Origin of the sequence: Fictibacillus enclensis, from assembly GCF_030123385.1 — a bacterium.
GTDB classification, from domain to species: Bacteria; Bacillota; Bacilli; order Bacillales; family Fictibacillaceae; genus Fictibacillus_C; species Fictibacillus_C enclensis.
This window is the reverse complement of sequence record NZ_CP126109.1, coordinates 1,331,495-1,354,072: the sequence shown is the minus strand read 5'-3', so window position 1 is coordinate 1,354,072 and position 22,578 is coordinate 1,331,495. Positions and strand designations below refer to the sequence as shown.

The 22,578-nt window shown below is 45.6% G+C and carries 17 protein-coding genes; 4 read left to right on the top strand and 13 right to left on the bottom strand.

What is annotated here, in order from left to right; genetic code table 11:
• Nucleotides 1–83: 83 nt before the first annotated feature.
• Together QNH15_RS07245 and QNH15_RS07240 are read right to left on the bottom strand one after the other, a co-directional pair.
• A complete protein-coding gene (locus QNH15_RS07245; RefSeq protein ID WP_283893686.1) occupies nt 84–1,058 on the bottom strand; it encodes a hypothetical protein in 975 nt (324 codons plus the stop codon).
• A complete protein-coding gene (locus QNH15_RS07240) occupies nt 1,045–1,389 on the bottom strand; it encodes a PadR family transcriptional regulator (protein WP_283893685.1) in 345 nt (114 codons plus the stop codon). Before QNH15_RS07240 ends, QNH15_RS07245 begins: the two co-directional genes overlap by 14 nt.
• Before the next feature lie 228 nt (nt 1,390–1,617).
• On the opposite strand from QNH15_RS07240, the gene QNH15_RS07235 reads away from it, so the two are divergent.
• Nucleotides 1,618–2,970: a TrkH family potassium uptake protein gene (locus QNH15_RS07235; protein ID WP_283893684.1), complete on the top strand. Its 1,353-nt coding sequence runs from the start codon at nt 1,618–1,620 to the stop codon at nt 2,968–2,970.
• Nucleotides 2,971–2,982: 12 nt separating this feature from the next.
• Complete coding sequence (locus QNH15_RS07230; RefSeq protein ID WP_283893683.1) at nt 2,983–3,648, top strand: potassium channel family protein; 666 nt, start codon at nt 2,983–2,985, stop codon at nt 3,646–3,648.
• A 62-nt stretch (nt 3,649–3,710) separates the two neighbouring features.
• Here the strand turns inward: QNH15_RS07230 and abc-f are convergent, their stop codons facing one another.
• Together abc-f and QNH15_RS07220 are read right to left on the bottom strand one after the other, a co-directional pair.
• Nucleotides 3,711–5,438 carry a ribosomal protection-like ABC-F family protein gene (gene abc-f / locus QNH15_RS07225; protein ID WP_283893682.1) on the bottom strand — a complete coding sequence of 576 codons (1,728 nt, stop codon included), beginning with the start codon at nt 5,436–5,438 and terminating at the stop codon, nt 3,711–3,713.
• 458 nt (nt 5,439–5,896) lie between these two features.
• A complete protein-coding gene (locus tag QNH15_RS07220) occupies nt 5,897–6,967 on the bottom strand; it encodes a permease (RefSeq protein ID WP_283893681.1) in 1,071 nt (356 codons plus the stop codon).
• Between the two features lie 168 nt (nt 6,968–7,135).
• Here QNH15_RS07220 and mnmH point away from each other — a divergent pair, with 168 nt between their 5' ends.
• A complete protein-coding gene (mnmH, locus tag QNH15_RS07215) occupies nt 7,136–8,188 on the top strand; it encodes a tRNA 2-selenouridine(34) synthase MnmH (protein WP_283893680.1) in 1,053 nt (350 codons plus the stop codon).
• Between the two features lie 127 nt (nt 8,189–8,315).
• Entirely contained in the window at nt 8,316–10,103 is a 1,788-nt protein-coding gene (gene pepF, locus QNH15_RS07210) for an oligoendopeptidase F (RefSeq protein ID WP_283893679.1), read from the top strand.
• A 217-nt stretch (nt 10,104–10,320) separates the two neighbouring features.
• On the opposite strand, the gene cypC is transcribed toward pepF, so the two are convergent.
• From cypC to QNH15_RS07165, 9 genes are all read right to left on the bottom strand, one after another.
• Nucleotides 10,321–11,595 carry a CYP152 family fatty-acid peroxygenase CypC gene (gene cypC / locus QNH15_RS07205; RefSeq protein WP_283893678.1) on the bottom strand — a complete coding sequence of 425 codons (1,275 nt, stop codon included), beginning with the start codon at nt 11,593–11,595 and terminating at the stop codon, nt 10,321–10,323.
• A gap of 78 nt (nt 11,596–11,673) precedes the next feature.
• A complete protein-coding gene (locus tag QNH15_RS07200) occupies nt 11,674–13,332 on the bottom strand; it encodes an alpha-keto acid decarboxylase family protein (RefSeq protein WP_283893676.1) in 1,659 nt (552 codons plus the stop codon).
• 119 nt (nt 13,333–13,451) lie between these two features.
• The gene (locus tag QNH15_RS07195) at nt 13,452–15,938 is read right to left on the bottom strand and encodes a transglycosylase domain-containing protein (protein WP_283893675.1); all 2,487 of its coding nucleotides are present in this window, start codon (nt 15,936–15,938) and stop codon (nt 13,452–13,454) included.
• 213 nt (nt 15,939–16,151) lie between these two features.
• Nucleotides 16,152–16,664: a hypothetical protein gene (locus QNH15_RS07190; protein ID WP_283893674.1), complete on the bottom strand. Its 513-nt coding sequence runs from the start codon at nt 16,662–16,664 to the stop codon at nt 16,152–16,154.
• Between the two features lie 140 nt (nt 16,665–16,804).
• Nucleotides 16,805–17,290: a DinB family protein gene (locus tag QNH15_RS07185; protein WP_283893673.1), complete on the bottom strand. Its 486-nt coding sequence runs from the start codon at nt 17,288–17,290 to the stop codon at nt 16,805–16,807.
• Nucleotides 17,283–17,741: a GNAT family N-acetyltransferase gene (locus QNH15_RS07180; RefSeq protein WP_283893671.1), complete on the bottom strand. Its 459-nt coding sequence runs from the start codon at nt 17,739–17,741 to the stop codon at nt 17,283–17,285. The genes QNH15_RS07185 and QNH15_RS07180 overlap by 8 nt, the downstream gene beginning before the upstream one ends.
• A gap of 220 nt (nt 17,742–17,961) precedes the next feature.
• On the bottom strand, nt 17,962–19,413 hold the full coding sequence (locus QNH15_RS07175; RefSeq protein ID WP_283893670.1) for an MFS transporter: 1,452 nt from the start codon (nt 19,411–19,413) through the stop codon (nt 17,962–17,964).
• Between the two features lie 167 nt (nt 19,414–19,580).
• Nucleotides 19,581–21,062 (bottom strand): MFS transporter, encoded by a 1,482-nt coding sequence (locus QNH15_RS07170; protein WP_283893668.1) that lies wholly within the window; start codon nt 21,060–21,062, stop codon nt 19,581–19,583.
• A 57-nt stretch (nt 21,063–21,119) separates the two neighbouring features.
• A complete protein-coding gene (locus QNH15_RS07165; protein WP_283893666.1) occupies nt 21,120–22,559 on the bottom strand; it encodes an aldehyde dehydrogenase family protein in 1,440 nt (479 codons plus the stop codon).
• Nucleotides 22,560–22,578: the final 19 nt, after the last annotated feature.

Genomic DNA, 22,578 nt, shown 5'->3' with positions numbered 1-22,578 from the left:
TGTTGGGGGCTATTGCCTTTTATAATCACATGGTAAACCAAAAAAGTCAGAAAGCTCATGAAAGGCTCCTGACTTTTTTCATTTTAAATTCTTGCTTTCCTGAATCCGCTGAATACATCGATGGCAGCGGATATACCGAAGATGATAATTACAGCACCGATCAGTTCCTTTTGTCCCACAGAAACAATGGACAATAAATCCATGAACGCTGTGGCAAAAATTTGGTTATTGGTAAAGATGATGATTAATATGACAAAGGCGATGAACTGGGTGCTCAGATTGAAAAAGGCCAATCGCATCGTCCATTTTCCTATCCTGAATTTGGAGATCGCCAAAAGGAGTTCCAACAATATGGCAATGACCACCAGCGGCCAATATGAGTGAAGAACGTGTTCATTAAAGACTGGAGTGGTCAGTTCGAGGCCGTTGTCCCCGCTTCTATAAACACCAACCAAATTTGATGCGTAATAATAAAGACTTCCCCAAATCGCCGTCCAGATCACACTGCCTGAGACCTCCCATCTGGTGATGGCTTTTTTCTTTGGGACATATGGGATATCCTTTAAAACTTCCGGCTTCCATTCTTTCCGCCGTGTTGTCATTGAATACTGGGCAATACCGGTACGTTCAAGGATCGCAAAGACCAGTGTAATCCAGAAAAACACTTGCATACCGGTGGAGATGGCATTCCATATCCCTTTTCCAATTACGGAAAGGATTACTTGCATGACCGATTCATTGCCCGAATAGCCCATTACCTTCTCTGCCACCAATGCCATAACGGAAATGGTTATTGCTATGGGAAGAACCATTTTTAACAGCGAAATATAAATATCATAGATTTCCGGTCCGATGAGGTACTGTGGACGATCACGGTATCCGCTTGCCAGCACAGCAGGATTTCCGAGCTTTTTCAATTCCTCTTTTACATCCTCCTCCGTAAAATCTTCAGGAAGCATATCTTCGATGGTTGACTGAAGTTCCAACCCAATATCTTTTCTGCTTTTTTCCGGAAGCCGGCGGGTCACTTCTTGAATGTAAAGCTCAATCAGATTCATCCTCTTCCTCTCCTTTTAACAATATCGAAAGTTCATCTGATGTTTTCTTCCACTCTTCTTTCAGCTGCTGAAAGATCTCCGTTCCATACTCGCTTAACACGTAATACTTGCGCGGTCTGCTTTCTGATGTGTCCCAGCTGCTAGTGACAAGCTCTTGCTTCTCCAGTCTGCGAAGCAATGGATATAATGTGCTCTGATCAATGCTGATTCCTGATGCTTCCAACGATTGTACGAGAGAATAGCCATACTGCGGTTTCCGGAGCTGACTAAGAACGGCCAGTGTAAGTGTTCCTCTTCTTAGTTCTGTTGTTAAAGATTGAAGTAATGTCACAGGACACCTCATTTCTTTGTTACTTAATGTTGTACGACAAACGATACTGTACATCGTACACTATATAATACTGTGTATCATACACTATTGTTACAATAAAATCAATGCAAGTTTAAATTCAGTTAAATTTGTTTTTTTTGTCTATATTACTGGGTAATATTTCAGCAATAATCGCAAGATAATAAAAGAAATAATTCCAACACAATTTTTTGAAAGGAAGAACAACCGATGGCAAGCATAGTCCGCATAAAGCGTTTTGTTTTAACTCCACCCAAGATTCTGGTACTCGGATTCGCAGCCATAATCCTGGCTGGCAGTTTTCTTCTTAGTCTCCCGATCGCAACACATGATGGGCAAGGTATGTCTTGGCTAAACGCATTTTTTACATCAACCTCAGCTACGTGTGTAACCGGATTGGTTGTAGCAGATACAGGCGATACCTTTACCCTCTTTGGAGAGTTGGTGATCCTCTCCCTGATCCAAATCGGCGGTCTGGGTTTTATGACATTTTCCACCTTTATCGCACTTCTGATTGGCAGAAGAATTTCTTATCGGGAACGGCTGCTTCTTCAGGAAGCGTTGAACAATCCGTCTACCCAGGGAATCGTTAGAATGACCAAAATGATTCTCCTCTTTACGATCATTACTGAATTCATCGGAGCGGTCTTGCTGTCTTCCCGTTTTGCTATGGATATGCCACTGAAGAAAGCCATATATTTTGGCTTTTTTCATTCGGTCTCCAATTTTAACAATGCTGGTTTTGACGTGATGGGAGATTACAGGAGTTTAACCGCTTATAAGGAAGATCCGCTGGTTTCTCTTACGGTTTGCACACTCATTATCCTTGGGGGTATTGGGTTTGTTGTGTTCAGCGATCTTTTAGAGAACCGAAAACATTTAAAATATATTACGTTACATACAAAGATTGTCCTTTCAACAACCGCGATTCTGATTGCCGGAGGAACCTTGCTTATCTTCCTGCTGGAAATGCATAACAGCAAGACCCTTCAACCTCTGTCTCCTACTGGAAAGGTTCTGGCTTCTTTCTATCAGGCAGTAACGCCTCGGACTGCAGGATCCAATACGTTAAACATTCCGGATCTGACTCATCCGACCCTGCTGTTGATTATCCTTCTTATGTTTATTGGCGCCTCTCCCGGATCCACTGGCGGCGGAATTAAAACAACCACTTTTGTAACGCTGTTCGGTGCTGCCTGGTCCCAAATTAAAGGAAAAGAAGATGTTGTGTTCTTTAGACAGCGGATAATTCCATCTATGATTTATAAAGCATTGACGGTTATTTTAAGTGCCCTGATTCTCGTTATAACGGTTACAATGCTCCTGTCCATTACAGAACACGAAGGCAACTTTTTAAAAATCATGTTTGAAGCAGTCTCCGCGTTTGGAACAGTGGGTCTTTCCATGGGGCTTACCCCAGATCTTTCACCATTCGGCAAAATCATTATTGCACTTACCATGTTTGTCGGAAGGCTGGGACCATTGACTGTGGCCATTGCACTGACGAAACGAAACGAAGTAGAATCCTACCGTTATCCTAAAGGCAAATATCTCATTGGTTAAGGGAGAAAGAACATGAAAAAACAATACGCAGTTATTGGACTTGGCAGGTTTGGGTCTAATTTGGCAAAAGCATTGTACGAGGGAGACAACGAGGTTATTGGAATTGATATTAGAGAAGATCGAGTCGAAGAATTTCAGCATGACTTGAGTCAGGCCTTTATTGCTGACAGTACCGAGGAAGCAAGCATCAAGGATCTGGGTCTGCGAAACTTCGATGTGGTCATTGTTGCGATTGGAGATGACATGGAAGCCAGTATTTTAACGGTTGTCCTTTTAAAAGAGCTGGGGGTCCCCCATATTGTGGCAAAGGCTCTCAGTAAAAGGCACGGTTCCGTACTTTCCAAAATTGGTGCGGATCAAGTCGTGTTTCCTGAAAGGGATATGGGGCTGCGTCTGGCCCACAAACTCATGTATCCGAACATTATCGACCACCTTAAACTTTCGGATCACTACAGCATTGAAGAAATCAAAACGCCTGCCAGTTTCGTCGGACAAACCATTAAAAGCATGGATATCAGAGCAAAATACCAGTTGAATATCATTGCCATCCGGCACAGTGATGAAGCAGTTACTGTCTCTCCAGGCCCGGATTACTCCTTGAGTGCCGGAGATTTGTTGGTGGTGATCGGACAAAACAAGAAATTGAAGGTACTGTCTAAACTATGGAAGGATAGCTGAGGAATGTTTTGCAAGCAAACCCTTAAAAGGAAAAGAAAAAAAGCCCGGGTAGGCGCCCAGGCTTATTGAAGCTTTCTTTTTTCAGCCATCAATTCTTTAAATTCCTTATCCAATTGCACATATTCCTTTTGACCGGGCACAAGCACACTGAGTTCCCCCAATATGGCTGAGATCCGAGTCTCAATGACCATTTTCCTTTCCTCTTTTTCATCGTTTGTTTCCTTTTTAAAACGAGGGCTTTGACGCTTCCCCTCAATATATTCCTTAAATCCTTCTTCCGTTTTGACAATGGTTTGGTCACGGAAAACCAACAGCTTCTCACATGTTTTTTCGAGGAAAAAGCGGTCATGTGACACAACCAGCAAAGTGCCGCTGAATGAAAGCAGTGCTTCCTCCAATTGCTCCCGGCTCGCCAGGTCCAGATGATTGGTAGGCTCATCAAGAATGAGCAGATCATGTTGCTGCAGGATCAGCAGCGCGAGCTTCACACGCATTCGTTCACCAAGGCTTAGCGTCTTGATGGGCTGTTTCAGCATATTTTCATGAAATCCCATATTGGCCAGAAGTGTTCTCGCTTTCGCTGCCTCTGACCGAATTTCAAAGAGATCCTGTATGAGGGAAAGCACTGTCTTTTCAGGTTTAAGATCCGTCACGTCTTGGGTCAGATACGCGATTTTCGCTGTGGGACTGATCCAAAGGTCGCCCGAATCTGAAGTTTCCTTTCCTGTCAGCATGTTAAGGAACGTTGTTTTTCCGCATCCGTTCGGCCCTGTTAAGCCAATCCTTTCCCCGCGCTGAATATAGAAAGAGCTGTTTTGGAACAGGAGCCTCTCTCCAAAGGATTTTGAGATGTCGGATGCCGCCGCCAAACGTTTCCCCCGCTTTTCGGGATCTTCCCACCCAAATTGGATCTTCGCTTCCTCTTTTGGACGCTCCACACCTTCAAGCTCCAAATTTTCCAGCCGTTTAATTCTGGATTTGATATGTTTATCCATGCTCTTCGCTTTGCTTCGGTAAAATTCCTTTGTCCCGCGCATATCCGCCATCTTTCCGGTTTTACCGGCTTCCTTGTGGGCTTTGGAGGACCAGTTGTTCAGACGGCTGATCTCTTCCTGAATTTTTTGCTCATATTTTTTCTGATTTTCGTAATCATGGAGCTGTGCCTGATACCGTCGTTCCTTTTCTTTGCGATATTCGGTATAATTCCCGATGAAATCATGAGACTCGCCATCCATTAATTTAACGATCCGCTCCACGGTTTGATCCAGGAAGTACCGGTCATGGGATATAATCAGCACGGCTCCCTGAAACGATTTCAGCTCCTTGATCAGCCATTCCACTCCTTGAAAATCAAGATGGTTGGTCGGCTCATCAAGAATCAAAATATCAGGATTATCGGACCAAATATGAGCGATGGCCATCTTGGTCTTCTCTCCGCCACTTAAACCCTCATACCTTTCTTCATTCCATTCATTCACTTTTTGGAGTCCGAGGCGGCTTGTGGTCTGAAGAAAATCCTTCTGTTCATTGGCCATGTCTGTCAGCGTATTTGCTGTATAAGAGGTGGATTGCTTAAGGTAGCCGACCTTCAGCGAATTTTTAAACCTTGTTACCGTGCCCCCATCCTGCTGCATGGATCCGAAAATAATATTCGCGAGCGTGGTCTTTCCCGCACCATTTGCCCCGACGAGCCCTATTTTTTCGTGTTGGCCAATCTCCATCGTTACATTGCTGAGCACTTTCTGCTCACCGAATTCCTTTTGTACTTCATAACATTTAATGAGTTCCATACGATCACCGCTTTGTATCATCATTTACAGGCTTAAGTGGACATATGAAATTTGAATACACAAAAGACCGCAGAAGCTTCTGCGGTCTCAGCCAAGCGAAAAAAGATACAAGAAATACAACGGACTACCTCCCGCTTCGTAACACAAACGGACAAACCGAATCCCGAGTATATCCATAGACAGACGTATCCCATCCCGCTCCGCAGCCGCAGAGCTCTTTTGCCATGCAATCAAATTTCATGATCGACAAAGGGATTAGTTCCACATCGTGTCTAATTGGATACCTCCTTCTTTTTGTTGCTGTTAGTATATCACAGTTTCCAGAAAAAAGTGAATGGGCTTTTCGGATATTAAAAAACCACCACTTATTCAGCGATGGCCTTTGATAGTTAGAATTCTAAAGGTTGGAACGGAAATCAACTACTTGCAAGAGCAAAAGAGGTTACAAAAAAAAAACCTTAAAGGAAAAGCATACCTGCAATTCCGCTCAGTACTCCCAAAACCACTACTGAAGCTGTAACAAACCCAAGCACACGCTTTGGATAGGAGCGAGCTACGATCAACAATGAAGGCAGGCTGAGCGCAGGAAGCGTAATGAGCAAGGCCGCGGCCGGTCCTTCTCCCAACCCGACAAGCATGAATGTCTGAATGATTGGAATTTCAGCAGCCGTCGGAATCACAAACAGCATTCCGGCGAGCGCAAAACCGATGATCGCAAACAAGCTGTTTGACGCCGTTTCACTTAGCTGCGGAAACAGCCAAATTCGGGCAGCACCAAGCAATAGGACGGAAAGAATATACGCTGGACCGATATGAAGCAGCATGGTTCCAAGGCTCTTCATCCATCTTGTGAAAAATGGTCCCTGCTCCTCTTCAAAGGTCTCACTTTCCGGTACATCTTCCAAATTCACGGGTTCAGCGTCTTTAGCAAATCGGTTGGCAAGATAACTGACACCAAATACAAGGATGAGTCCGAAGACCAGACGAAGCACCGTAAATTTCCATGACAGCACAAAAGTCATAAAAATTAAGGTTGCTGGGTTGATGGTCGGGTTGCCCAGCCAGAACGCTATGCTGGCGCCGATGGAGACTTTCTTTTTGCGCATGCCGACTGCCATCGGGGCAGCACAGCACGTGCACATCATGCCCGGAATAGATGCCAGTCCGCCAGCAACTGTACTTCCGAATGATGTTTTTCCCAGTACCTTAAGCAGCCATCGTGAAGGCAGAAGCACTTGAATCAAAGAACCCAAAAGAATTCCGAGTGCGGCGGCTTTCCATACTGACAGAAAATAAACCTTCGCATAATCCCAGGCAGATGTCCATGGCGAACTTGAGGCTGACTGATCGCCCAATATGGATGGCCCAATGGTATGTGTAGCAGATGAACTAATGGCTTTTTGAAGGTACGGCCACCACTTTACATAGAGAAGACCCGCTGCGGCCACTATCAAAAAAATAACAAGAGCCCAGATGGCTTCCTTGTTTCTGGAACGCCCTTGTTGAACAGAATGATTTATTTGAGACATTTTATCCCCACCTTAACTATTTACAGTCTTTATTCAATACCCCTCATTATATCACAAGCAACTAATTTTTTGACAGAAAAAGTATTGTCGTGCGGGCGAACATGCATTTCATGTAAAAATATTTTATAATATGAAATAGACGTGTTAAAAAGAAAGGCGGAAAAGCCAGTGTTTCAAGATATTGCAATCGAAGAATTAATGGCTGCTTACAATAATAATGAGATTACTCTCATCGATGTGCGGTCTCCATCGGAATATAAAGATTCCACCATACCAGGAAGTTTGAACATTCCCCTCTTTAATGACGAAGAACGGGCAGAAGTGGGAACCATCTATAAACAGAAGAGCTCGGAAGCGGCTAAAGAACGAGGCCTTGAAATCTTTTCGGCCAAGCTTCCTCATTTCATTAAAACCTTTGCGGCGATCGACGGTCCAAAAGCCGTGTTTTGCTGGCGCGGGGGCATGAGAAGCCGGACGGCAGCAACTGTACTCGATCTTATGGGGATTCGTGCGCAACGCCTGCAAGGGGGCTTTCGTACTTATCGGCAATGGATTGTCAAACAGCTTGATGCTATCGATTTTACACCCGAAGCTTACGTCCTGCACGGAAATACTGGAACAGGAAAAACTTTGATTCTCCAGGAATTGGCGAAACAAGAGTATCCGGTTTTGGACCTGGAAGGCCTTGCCGGCCACAGAGGTTCGATTTTTGGTGAGATCGGCCTTGAGCCCAACAACCAAAAAATGTTCGAATCCCTTCTCTTTCATGAGTTGGACAAGCTTAAATCTTCACCTTATATCCTGATGGAAGCCGAAAGCAAACGAGTCGGCAAGGTGGTTCTGCCCGAGTTTGTGTCTCAGAAGAAACAAAAGGGCTTGCATATTTTTATCGACATGCCGATCAGCGAACGCGTGAACCATATTTTGGAGGATTACCTTCCATGGGAGCATCACGAGGAATGCCTGGAAGCTTTCATGCGTATTAAACGGAGAATTCATACCCCGATTGCTGCCCAAATTGAAGAAGATTTGAAGAGCGGAAACTATCATGCTGCGGTCCGACTGCTATTGGAGCATTATTACGATCCACGATACGAATTTCATGAAAATAATTATGATGAGAATAAACGGATCAACCTGCGTGTCCAAAACAGCAGCGAGGCCATTGTAAAAATTAAAGAGATTATTGAAAAGCGTCAGCCGGCTCATACGGTACTGTAATTTTTACGGTTCCGGCCGGCTTTTCTTACATATCCCCACATCCATTCAGCATATTGATACTCATTTTGCCCTGGCTATAATACACTTAAAGGAATAAGGATAACTTACAGGAGAAGGAGCTATGTTTATGACAACCTACCTATCAAGAAAAGAGGTTCCCGTTCAAGAAAAGTGGAACCTGAACGATATTTACCCTTCCCTTCCTGAATGGGAGAAGGATTTCGAAACGGTAAAAGAACAAGCCCAAGAATTAAAGAATTATGATGGAAACATTAATTCTGCAAAATCCCTGCTGGAGTTTCTTACAAAACAGGAAAGTCTTTCTCTCATGTTTAACAAGGTTTATGTCTATGCCATGCTGAGCGTGGATGTCGATACCCGTGATTCCCAAGCTCAGTCTCTGCTCGACCGGGCCAAGCATGCCGGGGTAAAAATCAGTTCGGCTACCTCCTTCTTCATGCCTTTCCTTTTAAGCCTTGACGAGGAACAACTAAAAGCGTACATCGCAGAAGAAGAAGGACTGCGCTATTTTGAAGAAGATCTATTTGATTCGTTCCGCTACAAATCCCATATCCTGAGCAAAGAGCAGGAACAGGTTGTCTCCCGCCTCGGAGAAGCTCTCTCTTCCCCAAGCGGTACATTTAACATGATTAACAATGCCGACATCCAATTCGGCGAGGTCACAAAGCCAGATGGAGAAAAAGTAGAACTGACACGCGGCATGTATTCCAAATTAATTGAAGATGAGGACCGCAATGTACGGAAAGAAGCGTACAAAGCTTACTACAAGCCTTACTTATCTCTTAAAAATACCATTGCTTCGACGCTTTCGGCAGCCATCAAAAACAATGTAGCCGTAGCAGAAATCCGAAACTACCCGTCCGCTCTTGAAAAGGGACTGTTCGGTGATAATGTCCCAAAGGAAGTGTACGAAAACCTGATTCGCACGACCAAAGAAAACATCGGTTCCATGCACCAATACAGTGCGCTTCGAAAAGAAAAGCTTGGACTCGATGAACTGCGCCAATATGACTTGAGCACGCCGTTAGTCGCTGGCGTCAAGCTGGATATCTCGTATGAAGAAGCCTATCAAACGATGCTGAAGGCGCTCGCCCCGCTAGGCAGTGATTATGTGATCAAGCTCAAGGAATTTAAAGACGCACGGTATATTGATGTCCGGGAAACGCCCGGAAAGCGGTCTGGTGCCTACAACCTCGGATTGTACGGTGTGCATCCGTTTGTCCTGCTCAACCATCAGGACGATTTGGACAGCTTGTTCACCCTTGCCCACGAGATGGGCCACGCCATGCACAGCTATTATTCCAACAAGCATCAGCCGAAGATCACTGCAGGCTACAGCATTTTTGTGGCGGAGGTGGCTTCCACGGTCAATGAAGTGCTGCTGATCAATTACCTGCTCAATAAAGAAGAAAATCCTCAAATCCGTAAGCATCTTTTGAACCATTTTATCGACCAATTCAAGGGCACGCTCTTTACGCAGGTCATGTTTGCAGAGTTTGAAATGAAAACCCATGAGCTTGCCGAACAGGGGGAGCCGCTGAATGCTGAGGTTTTCAGCCAGGTCTATGAACAGCTGTTCAGGGAATACAACGGAGAAACCGTAATGTTCGATGAGGAAGTAAAATATGGCTGGTCACGAATTCCTCACTTTTACCGTCCGTTTTATGTATACAAGTACGCAACCGGGTTTGCCTCTGCCATTCATCTGGCAACAAAGATCCTTGAAGGAGATTTAGAAACCCTTGAAGCGTACCTGGAGTTCCTGAAAAGCGGGAGCTCCGACTATCCGCTTGAGCTCTTGAAAAAGACGGGAGTCGACCTTTCGACACCAGAACCTATCGTGAATGCGCTGAACCGCTTTGGAGATCTGGTTGAGGAATTTTCACGAGTATAAGCAGTTAACATAATGAGGAGTTGGACAGAAGGATTCTGTTTTTGGCCAGTAAATTTCGAATTTCGGCCAGTAAGTTCTTCGTTTGGGACAGTAAATCTTCCAAACCGGCTTGTAAATGGCTCCCTGTCCTGATTTCATCCAGGCTCGATGCCCTCAATTCTATACAACACACAAAAACAGCCCTGAAATGGGCTGTTTTCTGCTTTACTTCTCTTTTTTATACCGTTGTTTGGCTTTTTATGCTGACTCCCTGAATGATGAACCCGCTCTCCGGATAAGTGGGCATTCGAGAAAGACTGTAGCTTAAATCCTGGCCCACTGGTACATTGTAGATCATCTCGTTAGTTAAAAACGAAAAGCTTGTTTTCATAACCTGAATGGTTGCCATTTCACCCGGACAGCGGTGTCCGGTGTACTCATCTCCCCCGCCTTGGGGAATCAGATCGAACATTCCCCCGTTCCAGTTCCTGAACCGTTCAGGGTTGAACACATAAGGTTCTTCCCAAAGCCGGTTATCATGGTTGGTCCCATACACATCCAAGAGAACGAGCTGGCCCTTTTCAAATGTATGGCCCTTCCATTCAAATTCATTCTTCACTTTCGCACCAAGGAAAGGAGCAAACGGATAGAAGCGTCTCACTTCCTGAGCAAACAACTGAACGCTCTCTTCATCGCCGCTCTGCAGCTTTTCCTTCCATACATTATGCTCAAACAAAGCAAGGGCACCGAACGTAACTAAGTACGTAATTGCTACTATCGGGCGAAGGACATTTAGCAGCTCTACCGCAGCTGTGTGTTCGTCCAGATGCTTTTCCTTATGATCGCGGTGCCAGGCCATTTTGTGAAGCGCCGTACCATCAATCGGTTCCATTCTTCTGTGACGGATTTCAACAATCAGGCCTTTAAAATAATCTTCCATCTTCTTTCTCGCCTTGCGCCCTTTCTGATGCCTTGGCCCGACAGCGCCAAATGCATCGACCATCGCAATAAAATCTCTGGCCAACGGCTTAACCTCAATGGCATCAATCGGAACACCTGCCCACCTGCAGGCCACCCGGCACAGTATTTGCTGTACCTCGTCAAAAAGGACGACTTGTTCCATCTTCGCCCACTCGGCCGCTGCGAGCCTCCATTCTTCTCTCGTCAGTTCGGCAAGCAGCTCCAGCCTTTCTTCCGTCATCAAGGAAATAAATAAAAGCTTGCGATGTTCATGCGCCTCTCCGTCCAGCGTATGGATGGCGTTTTCTCCAAAAAGAGATTTTTGAATCCGCTTCGGCACGGCCCCTTTCCTTTCGAACTTTTCGTTGTCATAGAAAAGTTCGGCCCCCTCTTGTCCGCCAATGCAGACGACCTTCTGCCCCAGAAGGCGGGTTTCAAAAAGGTCCGACTTGAATTTCGTCCGGCGGCTCGTAATATATTGATATCCTTCCTGTATGAGAGCCAAACTGTGGTCCAAGCCTTCTTCCTTTGGTATGTTTAATTGTTTGCTCATGTTCTTCCACATCCTTTCCATCGGATTTCTATTTAAATGATACCCTCGTTTTTAAGTTTGCAATCAAGGGTTACAGCGTTACTGTTCCATTGCCTTCCGCATCTTTTGCAAATAGGCCGGTGCATCCATCGGGTCGTCCACAATGAGCTCGATCAGGCAGAGTTGTTCACCGTTTAATTTTTCCACTTGTGAAATGGCTTCATCCAGCTGATTGTTTGTTTTTACCTGTGCGGTAAACACGTCTCTGCCAAATACCTCCGGCAGTTTCGTATAGTTCCACATCGGAATTTCATTGTAGGTTTGTTTTTCCACCTTCACCTGAACATTCAGGTATTTTTCAATCGTATAGCCGTCATTGTTTAAAACAAAAATGATCGGTTTGCAGTCATTCTCAAGCATCGAGCTGATTTCCTGGACGGTCAGCTGAAGTGAACCATCCCCTGTAAAGAGCAGGACTCGCCGGTCCCTGGCGGCGATGCATGCCCCAAAAGCAGCCGGTGTGGCGTATCCTATGCTTTGCCATCCACCTTGAGCAATATAGGCTGTACCTTTTGGCAGCCTCACCTGTGACATCCCATAAGAAAGGGTGCCTGTTTCCGTTACAATGACATCATTCTCCTTCAGCATGTGCTGAATCCTTGGATAATAGGCGGCCGCCCTGATTGGTTCCTCTGCTCCTCCTGTAACGGTGTCATACGGAAACGAAGTCTCAGGCAGCTTACCTTCCTGCTTGAATCCTATACCGCTTAATTCCCGGATAAAATCGGCAGCCTGGATCTTCATATAGCTTGCTTCTCCCACTTTTACGGAGTCCGGCTGTATTTCCACCACTTTGAGCGGATCAAGCTTGATGGTATTTTTTGATGTGTTCACATCTGACCATAATGCTCCGACCGCGATGACCGCATCAGCACCTTCTACAATCTTTGTGACTTCCTGATCTCCAAACGCCCCGCCGTATACTCCTATGTACTGTGGATGGCTTTCATCAAAGGCGCTTTTCCCCTGCATGGAAGAAGCGACGGGAACGTTCCACTGCTCAGCCAGCTGCTGGACCTGATCCTGCAGGCCGTATCTGATCGTTTTCATGTCCGCCAGAATGACGGCATTTTTCGCGCCAGCCAGCAACGTTTTGCTGTGGGCGATCGCCGCTTTTAAAGCAGAGTCCTTTGCGCCCTCCTCAATGGTCTGTTTTTCGGAAGGGATGATGGGCTGTGTGACCAGATCAATGGCAACACTTAGATAGACTGGTTTTTTCTTTTTCTTCGCTACCTCAATGGCAGCCGGTATTTCCCGTGCGGCGTTTTCCGGTGTCAAAACCGCTGTATAAGCAGTGAGGTTGTCATACACTTTCCTGAACACATCAAAGTCCCTGTCCATCAGCGTATGGTGGGCAAGTGCCTTTTCCTCCTGCATGGCTGACTTGGGAGAACCAACAATGTGGATTACCGGGACGCTTTCACTGTATGAACCCGCAATCGCATTGCATGCGCTCAACTCTCCCACTCCAAACGTCGTTATGAGAGCTGAGATTCCGTTCAGCCGGGCATAGGCATCTGCCGCATAGCCAGCGTTCAATTCATTTCTGTTGTTTACAAATTGAATCCCTTCATAATCTTTCAGCGTATCAAGCAGGGAAAAGTTGTAATCTCCCGGTACACCGAAAATTTCTTGAATTCCTTCTTTCTTTAAACAATCCAGTAAATACAATCCTAATGTCTTGCTTTCTGCCAACATGCTCACTCCTTTAATCGTTCATCTCTACTCTATGTATATACCCAAACCTTTTTATGCTAATCCCACACTCTGCCTATAAAAAAAGCAGATTTCCGTAATTGGAAATCTGCTTCTATCGTTTAATTGCTCGTATCTGATTGGGCTTTACTGCGGTTGCTGCTTACGCTGTTTGACTGAATCGTATCTTTTTTCGGAGGTGTGGTTGGCTCGGTTGGTTTGTCTGGTTTATTATCGTCCTTTGGCGGAGTGGTTGGCGTGTCAGGTTTATCCTGCTGGCCACCGTCCTGCCCGCTGTCTCCTCCCTGATCCGTACCACCGTCCTGATTGGTTCCGTCATCCTGGTTATTGCCGCCATCCTGGTTATTGCCGCCATCCTGATTGGATCCGCCTTGACCGTTGTCTCCATTTCCTCCCTGATCGCTGCCGCCCTGATCATCTTTTGGCGGTGTGGCTGGCGTATCAGGAGTAGTGGTTGTTCCATCATCTTTTGGCTTCTCTTGATCCGTTTTCTTTTCTTCTTCTTTTTTATCTTTTTCTTTATTGGCGTCTTCTTCCTTTTTCGCCTCTTTGGATTCATCTGATTTCGATGTATCCTCATCACTCTTTGCGTATTTCGGCTGAGCTAAAGCCGGTACAGAGGTTCCTTGAACATACAGCTCAGAGCCGCGGGCTACCACTGAACCTGGTTTTTCAAAATCAGCTGTCATTTTCCCTTGGGAAGCATGGGACACAAGCTGCTTGAAAATCAGCTTTGCGATCACCTGATCATCTTTTCGCACATAGGTGTTTGACCCGGTCTTGTCATACCCGGTCCATACCGCTGCTGTATAGCGGGTAGTATAGCCGACAAACCAGGAGTCACTCGAACCATTTCCATACACACCTTGCGGCAGGTTGGTCGTTCCTGTTTTTCCGGCAACATCGAGTCCAGGGATCTGGGCCATCCGGCCAGTTCCTCTGCTCACTACACTCTTCAGCATGTCGGTTACCATATATGCGGTGTAGTCGCTCATCGCTTTTTTCGGCTTATGTTTAATCTCGCGGACTTTACCGTTTGGATATTCAATCTTTCGAAGGGTTGTGGGCTGATTATAAACCCCTTGGTTTCCAAAGGCGGAAAATGCGCCTGCCATCTTCAATGGTGACACACCGGTTTCAAATCCTCCGATCGCATACGATGGATAAATCTTATCCAAACCAAGCCCCAAATTATTGGCAAACTTTTTCGCATTATCTTCACCAACCGCCTGGAAAGCTTTGATTGCCGGGACATTGTAGGATTGAACAAGCGCTTCCCTCATCGAGAGCGTACCATGGAACCTTTTGTCCCAGTTCTGTACTTGCTTACCGTTGATTTCAAGCGGTTCATCCTTGATTGGTGTGTTCGTAGACCACTTCAGGTATTCAATCGCAGGACCGTAATCCAATACTGGTTTAATGGTTGAGCCCGGCTGTCTCTGCGTGTCTGTGGCATAGTTGAATCCTCTGGACACTTGTTCTTCTTCACTCAGGCGGTTTCCGCCGATCGCACGGATCTCACCGGTTTTTGTATCAAGAAGTACGACACCGGCCTGGAATTGATTGTCTGGATACACGACATAATCGTCGGTGCTCAGAATTTTTTCGGCCTGTGACTGGGCATCAGGGTCCAGTGTGGTGTAAATTTTCAGGCCGCCCTCAAACAGGTCTTTTTCAGAGATGCCTTCCTTTTCAGCGTCATCAATTACCTGCTGAAGGAACGCTTCATATCTCGGACCTGAATCTTCTTTTTGTTTAACAATCATCTTCTTAATAGACTCAGCCTGCGCCTTCTCTTTCTCCTGCTCTGAAATATAGCCGTTTTTTTCCATTAGTGACAGGACAACATTTCTGCGGTCTTCCGCCAGATCCGGATTCTTCACGGGATCATAGCCGTTCGGTCGCTGCGGCAACCCGGCAAGCAGTGCGATCTCGCTGGTTGTCAGTTCATCGAGGGACTTATCAAAGTACACTTTTGCGGCTGTCTTTACTCCATACGCTCCGTGGCCAAAATATATCTTGTTTAAATAGAATTCGAGAATCTGATCTTTGGAATATTCCCGCTCAAGTTTTAACGCGAGATAAGCTTCCTGAACCTTTCTTGTTACCGTTTTTTCCGGTGAAAGGAAAGAGTTCTTGATTACCTGCTGGGTAATGGTACTTGCTCCCTCTGAACCAAACCCGTGTGTAATGTTTGACAGAATCGCACCGGCTACTCGTTTGGGATCAATCCCCGAGTGCTTATAAAACCGGACATCCTCTGTCGCGATAAAGGCATTTCTCACGCGGGGTGGAATGTCCTTGATTGATGCATAATCCCGTTTTTCCTTGCCGTTGATCGATATGACCTTTTTGCTGTTCATATCATACACGGTAGAAGAGCTTGCATACTTTAAGTTTTGTGCATCCAATTCCGGGGCATTTTTGATCATTGAAAAGACCGTGATGCCGCCGCCAACGACTATGACTAGAAAGAGAACAAGAAAAGTTACTGCAGTGTATGTTAGGAATTTTCGAAAACGCTTTGGTGGCTTTTTGTTCTGTTTTCTTCTTTCCATTCTTGAAGCTGAATTATTCTTTTCCATCATAACTCTCCTTAAATTGTTCCATGTTATTCCCTATGCTGAAATAGTTAATATTATCCTGAACACCAATTTTATACTATTTTCATAGAAAATCATACGAATATCACCCGGAAATGTTACAACTTTATTACAAACAGGTAAGAAGCACTAGATTTATCCAATTGTTTACATGATATGCGTTTTAAAAAAGAACAAGAACATGTTCCGTTATGTGCTTTAATGATATTCCGGCTGGTCCGCAGTGGTCCTCAGCGGGTGTACAGGATAATAAAATGATAGATTGCGATAGTTCCAGGCATAACGGCTTTTCTTAAAAAAAGAACGCAGCGGGACCGATTTCATTTTCTCGCCTTCTATCCAAATATCCTTATCCCTCGGCTTCTCATTGTCAAAACCAAATGCCAGCCTATTTTTATCGTAAACCATCGAATCTTTAGTGGTGCTTTCATACAGGTTATTCACTTGAGCCAGGTCAGCATGATATCTGCTGAAATGTTTTGTTATTTTAAAAACATAAATTTGGTGAGGAGAATCTGTGATGGCGAGCGAATAAGGACTGTTTTCAACAGGTACAGATTGATAGTTTCTTGTATTGAGTTCTTCTGCTTCCTTATTAATCGCCGATTTCAGCGCCTCACTTTTTGACTGATATCCGTAATGGACAACAGCTAAGTAAAGGGAAGGAACGGCCAAAACAAGAAGCAATATTATGAGCCATTTATAGTTCACACCAACTTCTCCTTATCGTCTTGGTTATCGTTGGTCTTCCTGTTTTTTCATCCTCCTGTTCCATTCCTCATTTTACCACATTTTTCCCTATATATTGTAAAAAAAGAAGCCTTTCTGTAAGAAAGACTTCTTCGGACTGTTTATCGGTTGGAAGGCCATGACCCCTGGAGTTTTCGAAGCTGAACAATCTGCCCGGTATGAAACGAATCATGCCTTATAAGACTCGAGATATAATTTCCCATAGGGTCACCATCAGCAAGAAGGGTATCAAAATCTTCGTCATTTTTGGTTCCTACGATATTGAGCAATTCCTGCTGAACTTCTTCTATCTGTGAAACAGTCTGCCGCCAGGCCTCCTCATCAAAAGGAGAGTCTACTTTAAACGTTTCGTTGTTGGTTTGTGCGCAATTTGACATCTCCTCACCTTTTAAATAATGCAGGAGCTGTCGCTTGTAATACAGCAAATGATTGGCTGTCTCCCAGATCGTGTTCACACCGTCCCCTTCCGGCCGCCAGCTTGCCTGTTGGGCTGACAAACCTTCGAGCGCGGGCTTTAACGGGGCATACCAATCTCTTTGATCATACGCGTGCCTCATCTCACGCACTAACAATTCAAATTTACTCATTGTTCTCCTCCTTCCGCTCCCAATACACCATATCTCCCTCTTGTCCGGTACGTTTCATCTCCAGCTTCTCCAATACGCGTATGGATGAACCATTGTCACTGAGGCATTCAGCAATGATCCTTTCGACGCCGTCTGAGGTGAACGCCCATTGGATCAGTCTTTCAACAGATTCGGTTGCATATCCCTGATTGCGGACAGATGGATCAAACCCGTATCCGATTTCCACCTTTTTTGCATCCGGCCTTCCTTTAAAACCGATATCTCCCACAATGCGGCCGGTTTCTTTTTCCGTTACCAGCCAAACGCCCCATCCGTATTCCTCCGGATTCTGATCCAGCTTTTTCAAATGAGAAGCAATATGGCCGCCCAGGGAATATTCACCCTCTGACAATGAGGCCATGTAAGGACGCGTACACGGCATGATCGTTAATCGTTTTGTTTCCAGCTTCATGGATTTAGTTCCCTTTCTCTTTAAGTCGTTCTAAGCCTTGTATGTATTCTGCTTTCCTCTCGTAAATCCTTTTATGGATTTTGGAGGAGTAGCACAAATCTGAAAATTCAATAATGTGCAATTATCCATGAGTTTCATGCAATTATCCAGGAATCGTTGCAATTACTTCCAAACCACCATCTAAAAAAGGCTGCACGGACGCGCCGGCAGCCTTTACTCACTATTCAATTATGCTTTTTACTTGTTTTGGAGCATTATCCGGTATTTCTTCCTCCCACCACAGGGCTTCTTCCGGATTTTTCAATACTTCTTCCACTTCGGCGGGTTCCTCCACTACTGGCAGTGAACCGCGAAGCGAGCGGCCAGCTGTCTCCTTGACAAAAAAGGCCACGACGATAATTCCGATGATACAGACTGCCATTAAATAATAGGCCGGAACCATGTTATTATTCGTCTTTTTAACAAGCCAGGCCACAATCAGCGGCGTGGTTCCTCCAAATATGGAAGTGGAAACATTATAGGTTAACGCAAGCGAGCCATACCGTACATTTGTGAAAAATAAAGACGGCAGGGTCGCCGGAAGCGTTCCTTGAAAGGCGGTCAGCAGGCAGCCCAGGATCAGCACTCCCCAAAAGGCGTTGATCCCGTTGCTGTTTCCGGCCAGCATAAATGCCGGGATGCTGAGAATGATCGTTAAAATCAGAGCTGAAATCAGGATCTTATTCCGCCCAATCCGGTCACCCAAATAACCCATTCCAATAACAAACGGTATCATGATGACCATCACGATAAGAATAAGCAGCAATCCTTTAGTCTCCCCATAGCCAAGCTGTTCCGACAGATAGGACGGCATATAGGTTAATACCATGTAAACGATTGTATTGTAAAACAGGACAACCCCCACACAGATCAATAGTGATTTCCAGTGATTAACGAATATTTCTTTGAGGGAAGACTTGCTTTTGCTTTCCTCTTTTTCTTCCTCCATGGCTTTAAATGCTGGCGTTTCTTCCAGATGGGAACGAAAATAGAGGCCGATCAGCCCCAGTGGCGCAGCAACAAAGAACGGTACCCTCCAGCCCCATTCAAGCATGGTGTCTGACCCAAGAATGAACGTTAGCAGTGTAACCAGGCCTGAGCCCGCAATATAACCAACCAGTGTTCCGACTTCCAGGACACTCGACATCACACTTCGCTTTTTATCAGGGGTCGATTCTGCAATGAACGTCATCGCGCCCGCATATTCTCCTCCTGTGGAAAATCCTTGAACAAGCCGGGCAACCAGCAAGAGAATGGGTGCCGCTATACCAATGGACGAATAACCAGGAATCAGCCCGAGGGCTAATGTGGCAATGGCCATCATGATCAATGTAATGGCCAGCACCTTTTTCCTTCCGAGTCGGTCACCAAGCATTCCGAATACAATTCCACCGATCGGTCGGGCAATAAATGCAACAGCGAAGGTCGCAAATGCATAAATGACTTGGGCGGAAGGATCAACTTCCGGGAAAAACACTTTGCCGATGGTCACTGCCAAATAGGAGTAAATACCAAAATCAAACCATTCCATCGCATTGCCAAGTGAAGTTCCCAAAATCGACTGCTTCGCAATTTTCTTATCTACTACTGTAATATCCCCTTTTTTAAAATTCCTTTTAACTCCTTTACCCACAGCGTGCCTCCTTCAATTTATAAAAATTTCAGATGATTTACTAAACCATTTCCCTAAACTGAAATTTATTAATCATTAAGCAAGCTTAATGACTCAATCATTAGGCAAGCTTATGACCCACCATTAAAAACAGAAAGGCCGCCTGATGTGCCGGCAGCCTTTTTTCATTATTGAATATTGCTTACATTTTTCTGCTGAGATCCCAATAATCCAGGAGTGATTCCTGCTCGTTCCTGCCTTTTCACGACTTCATCCTTCCACCAGAATGCTGTTTCGGGATCGAGTCCTGCTGCTTCGCTCTCGTGCTCCACTGTAGGCTTGGAGCCTCTCAATGAACGGCCCCCTGTTTCTTTTACAAACAGAGTGACAACAAAGAGACCGATCACACATACGCCGATCAAAAAGTAAGCAGGAAGCATATTTATGCCCGTTGCTTTCACAAGCCATGCGACCATAAGCGGTGTTGTACCACCGAAAATCGAGGTGGACACATTGTAGGTAAGTGCCAATGAACCGTACCGGACCTCTGTAAAAAACAAGGAAGGCAGTGCGGCCGGCAGTGTCCCCTGAAAGGCTGTGAATAAACAGCTTAACACCAATAGACCAATAAATGCTCCCACGCTTGAACCGGTATCCATCAAGTAGAATGCCGGAATACTGAGAACGATGGTACCGATTAATCCCGTTATGATCAGCCGGTTCCTGCCAATACGGTCAGCCCAGCGTCCCATGAGCAAAACACAGGGAATCATCGCGATCATGACAAACAGGATGAGCACAAGGCCTTTCATTTCTCCAAAACCAATCTGTTCTGATAAGTAGGATGGCATATACGTAAGAATCATATAGTTAATGGTGTTATAAAAGAAAACCACACCAATGCAAATGAGCAGAGACCGCCAGTGGTCTGTAAAAATCTTCTTCAGGGAGGCATGATCCTTTCTTTCTTTGGTGGTTTCCTTCATTTCTTTAAATGCAGGTGTTTCCTCCAGATGTGAACGGAAATACAAGCCAATCATGCCTAATGGAGCTGCAATAAAGAATGGAATTCTCCAGCCCCATGCAAGCATGGTTTCGGATCCCAGCAGAAAAGTAAGCAATGTTACAAGGCCCGAGCCGGCAATAAAGCCGACAAGAGTGCCTACTTCAAGGAAGCTCGACATAAAGCTCCGCTTTTTATCAGGGGTGGACTCAGCAATAAACGTCATGGCACCGGCATACTCGCCGCCTGTGGAAAACCCCTGAACCAGGCGGGCAGCCAGCAGTAAAACCGGAGCGGCTGCACCAATAGTGGCATAACCGGGAATCAGGCCGATGCTCAAGGTGGCAACGGCCATCATGATCAGTGTGATAGCAAGGACTTTCTTTCGGCCTAAACGGTCACCCAGCATTCCAAAGACCAGACCACCGATCGGCCGGGCAATAAATGCGACAGCGAACGTAGCAAAAGCATAGATCAACTGGGCAGAAGGATCGATTTCAGGGAAAAACACTTTGCCAATCGTTACTGCCAGATAGGAATAGATCCCAAAATCAAACCATTCCATGGCATTGCCGAGAGACGTTCCAAATATGGATTTCTTCGCTATTTTCGTATCTACAACCGTGATATCTTCCTTGGTCAGCTTATTGATTTGTCCTCTTTCCACACTGTACCTCCTCTTATTACCGTAATTTTGCCTCTTTCCAAAACCCTCTTTCACTTTTCAATTTGATAATTTGTAGCAAACAACTTTTGGCTCTGTCATCTCTTGGATCGCGAACTTGATGCCTTCTCTTCCAAGACCCGATTTTTTCACCCCGCCAAATGGCATAGCGTCAATCCGGTAATCACTGCTGTCATTGATCATTATGCCTCCGACCTCCATGTTGGCGATGGCCTTTTGGGCTTGATCCATATTCTTGGTAAAGATGCCTCCCTGCAGGCCATAGCTGACTGCATTCGCTTTTTCAATTGCCTCATCCACGTTCTCCACTTCAAAAAGAAGAACGACCGGACCAAAAATTTCTTCCCTGGCAATGGAGCAATGCTCAGGAACGTTTTTTAATACCGTTGGTGAATAGAAGGCACCCTTTCTTTCTCCGCCAGTCAGCAGCTCAGCACCTTTTTTAATGGCTTCATTTACCAGATTCTCTACACGAATCGCCTCTTTTTCTGTAATGAGAGGCCCCATATCTGTCAGCTCTGACAGCTTGTCACCCACAAGGTACTGGTTGGTCTGTTGGACGAATTCTTCCTCAAATTTCTCCATCACACTCCGCTGGACGTAAATTCGCTGGACGCTCAAGCAATTTTGTCCTGCGGCCCAAAACGCTCCCGAAACTGTTGATTCCACAGCCTCTCCAAGATCTGCGTCCTCAAGCACAATAACAGGGGAATTGGAGCCAAGCTCCATGCTGATCTTTTTTAATCCCGCTTTCTTGACGATCTCTTCCCCCGCTTCTACACCGCCTGTAAATGAAATCATGCGGACCGCCGGGTGTGTGACCAATACATCGCCAATTTCGCTTCCATGCCCAGTAATTACGGACAGCACCTTGGGCGGAAGGCCGCTTTGTGAAAAAGCTTCGGCAAGCAGCAACGCACTGAGAGGCGTAACGGTAGCAGGTTTTACAATGATGGCATTTCCGGAAGCTATGGCAGGTCCGACTTTATGGGCCACCAGGTTCAAAGGATCATTAAACGGAGTGATCGCTCCGATGATGCCAATGGGAAACCGCTGATAGTAGCCCACACGGTTTTGGCTGCCTTCCATCTGGTCAAACGGAATCGTCTCACCATGGATACGTCTTGCCTCTTCGGCACTGATCCGGAGAGTCTGAATGCATCTTGCCGTCTCCTTTGTCGCTTCCCGGATGGTTTTCGAGCCTTCTTGAGCGATGATTGAAGCGTATTTTTCCTTGTTCGCTTCGATATAATCAGCCGCTCTGTGAATGACTGCCATCCGTTCGTATACCGGCATGGCGGCCGCGATCTTTGCTCCTTCTTTTGCCAGATCGATACAGGACAGCATATCTTCCTTTGAAGCCGCCGGAACGGTATCAATCACTGTGTTATCCTGCGGGTCCCTTACCTCAATGATGTTTTCACGATTTACCCAGGAGCCTCCTAAAAACATCTTTTGGCCAGCAAGCTGAATGGTCATAATTTCCCGCCTTTCTAGA

What these genes read in the sequence shown, in the direction of transcription:
- cypC (WP_283893678.1), bottom strand. Translation starts at nt 11,595, where the DNA reads ATGAGCAAACAATTAAACATACCAAAGGAAGAAGGCTTGGACCACAGT.
- QNH15_RS07180 (WP_283893671.1), bottom strand. Translation starts at nt 17,741, where the DNA reads ATGAAGCTGGAAACAAAACGATTAACGATCATGCCGTGTACGCGTCCT.
- QNH15_RS07165 (WP_283893666.1), bottom strand. Translation starts at nt 22,559, where the DNA reads ATGACCATTCAGCTTGCTGGCCAAAAGATGTTTTTAGGAGGCTCCTGG.
- QNH15_RS07245 (WP_283893686.1), bottom strand. Translation starts at nt 1,058, where the DNA reads ATGAATCTGATTGAGCTTTACATTCAAGAAGTGACCCGCCGGCTTCCG.
- QNH15_RS07230 (WP_283893683.1), top strand. Translation starts at nt 2,983, where the DNA reads ATGAAAAAACAATACGCAGTTATTGGACTTGGCAGGTTTGGGTCTAAT.
- QNH15_RS07185 (WP_283893673.1), bottom strand. Translation starts at nt 17,290, where the DNA reads ATGAGTAAATTTGAATTGTTAGTGCGTGAGATGAGGCACGCGTATGAT.
- QNH15_RS07200 (WP_283893676.1), bottom strand. Translation starts at nt 13,332, where the DNA reads ATGTTGGCAGAAAGCAAGACATTAGGATTGTATTTACTGGATTGTTTA.
- QNH15_RS07235 (WP_283893684.1), top strand. Translation starts at nt 1,618, where the DNA reads ATGGCAAGCATAGTCCGCATAAAGCGTTTTGTTTTAACTCCACCCAAG.
- pepF (WP_283893679.1), top strand. Translation starts at nt 8,316, where the DNA reads ATGACAACCTACCTATCAAGAAAAGAGGTTCCCGTTCAAGAAAAGTGG.
- QNH15_RS07195 (WP_283893675.1), bottom strand. Translation starts at nt 15,938, where the DNA reads ATGATGGAAAAGAATAATTCAGCTTCAAGAATGGAAAGAAGAAAACAG.
- abc-f (WP_283893682.1), bottom strand. Translation starts at nt 5,438, where the DNA reads ATGGAACTCATTAAATGTTATGAAGTACAAAAGGAATTCGGTGAGCAG.
- QNH15_RS07220 (WP_283893681.1), bottom strand. Translation starts at nt 6,967, where the DNA reads ATGTCTCAAATAAATCATTCTGTTCAACAAGGGCGTTCCAGAAACAAG.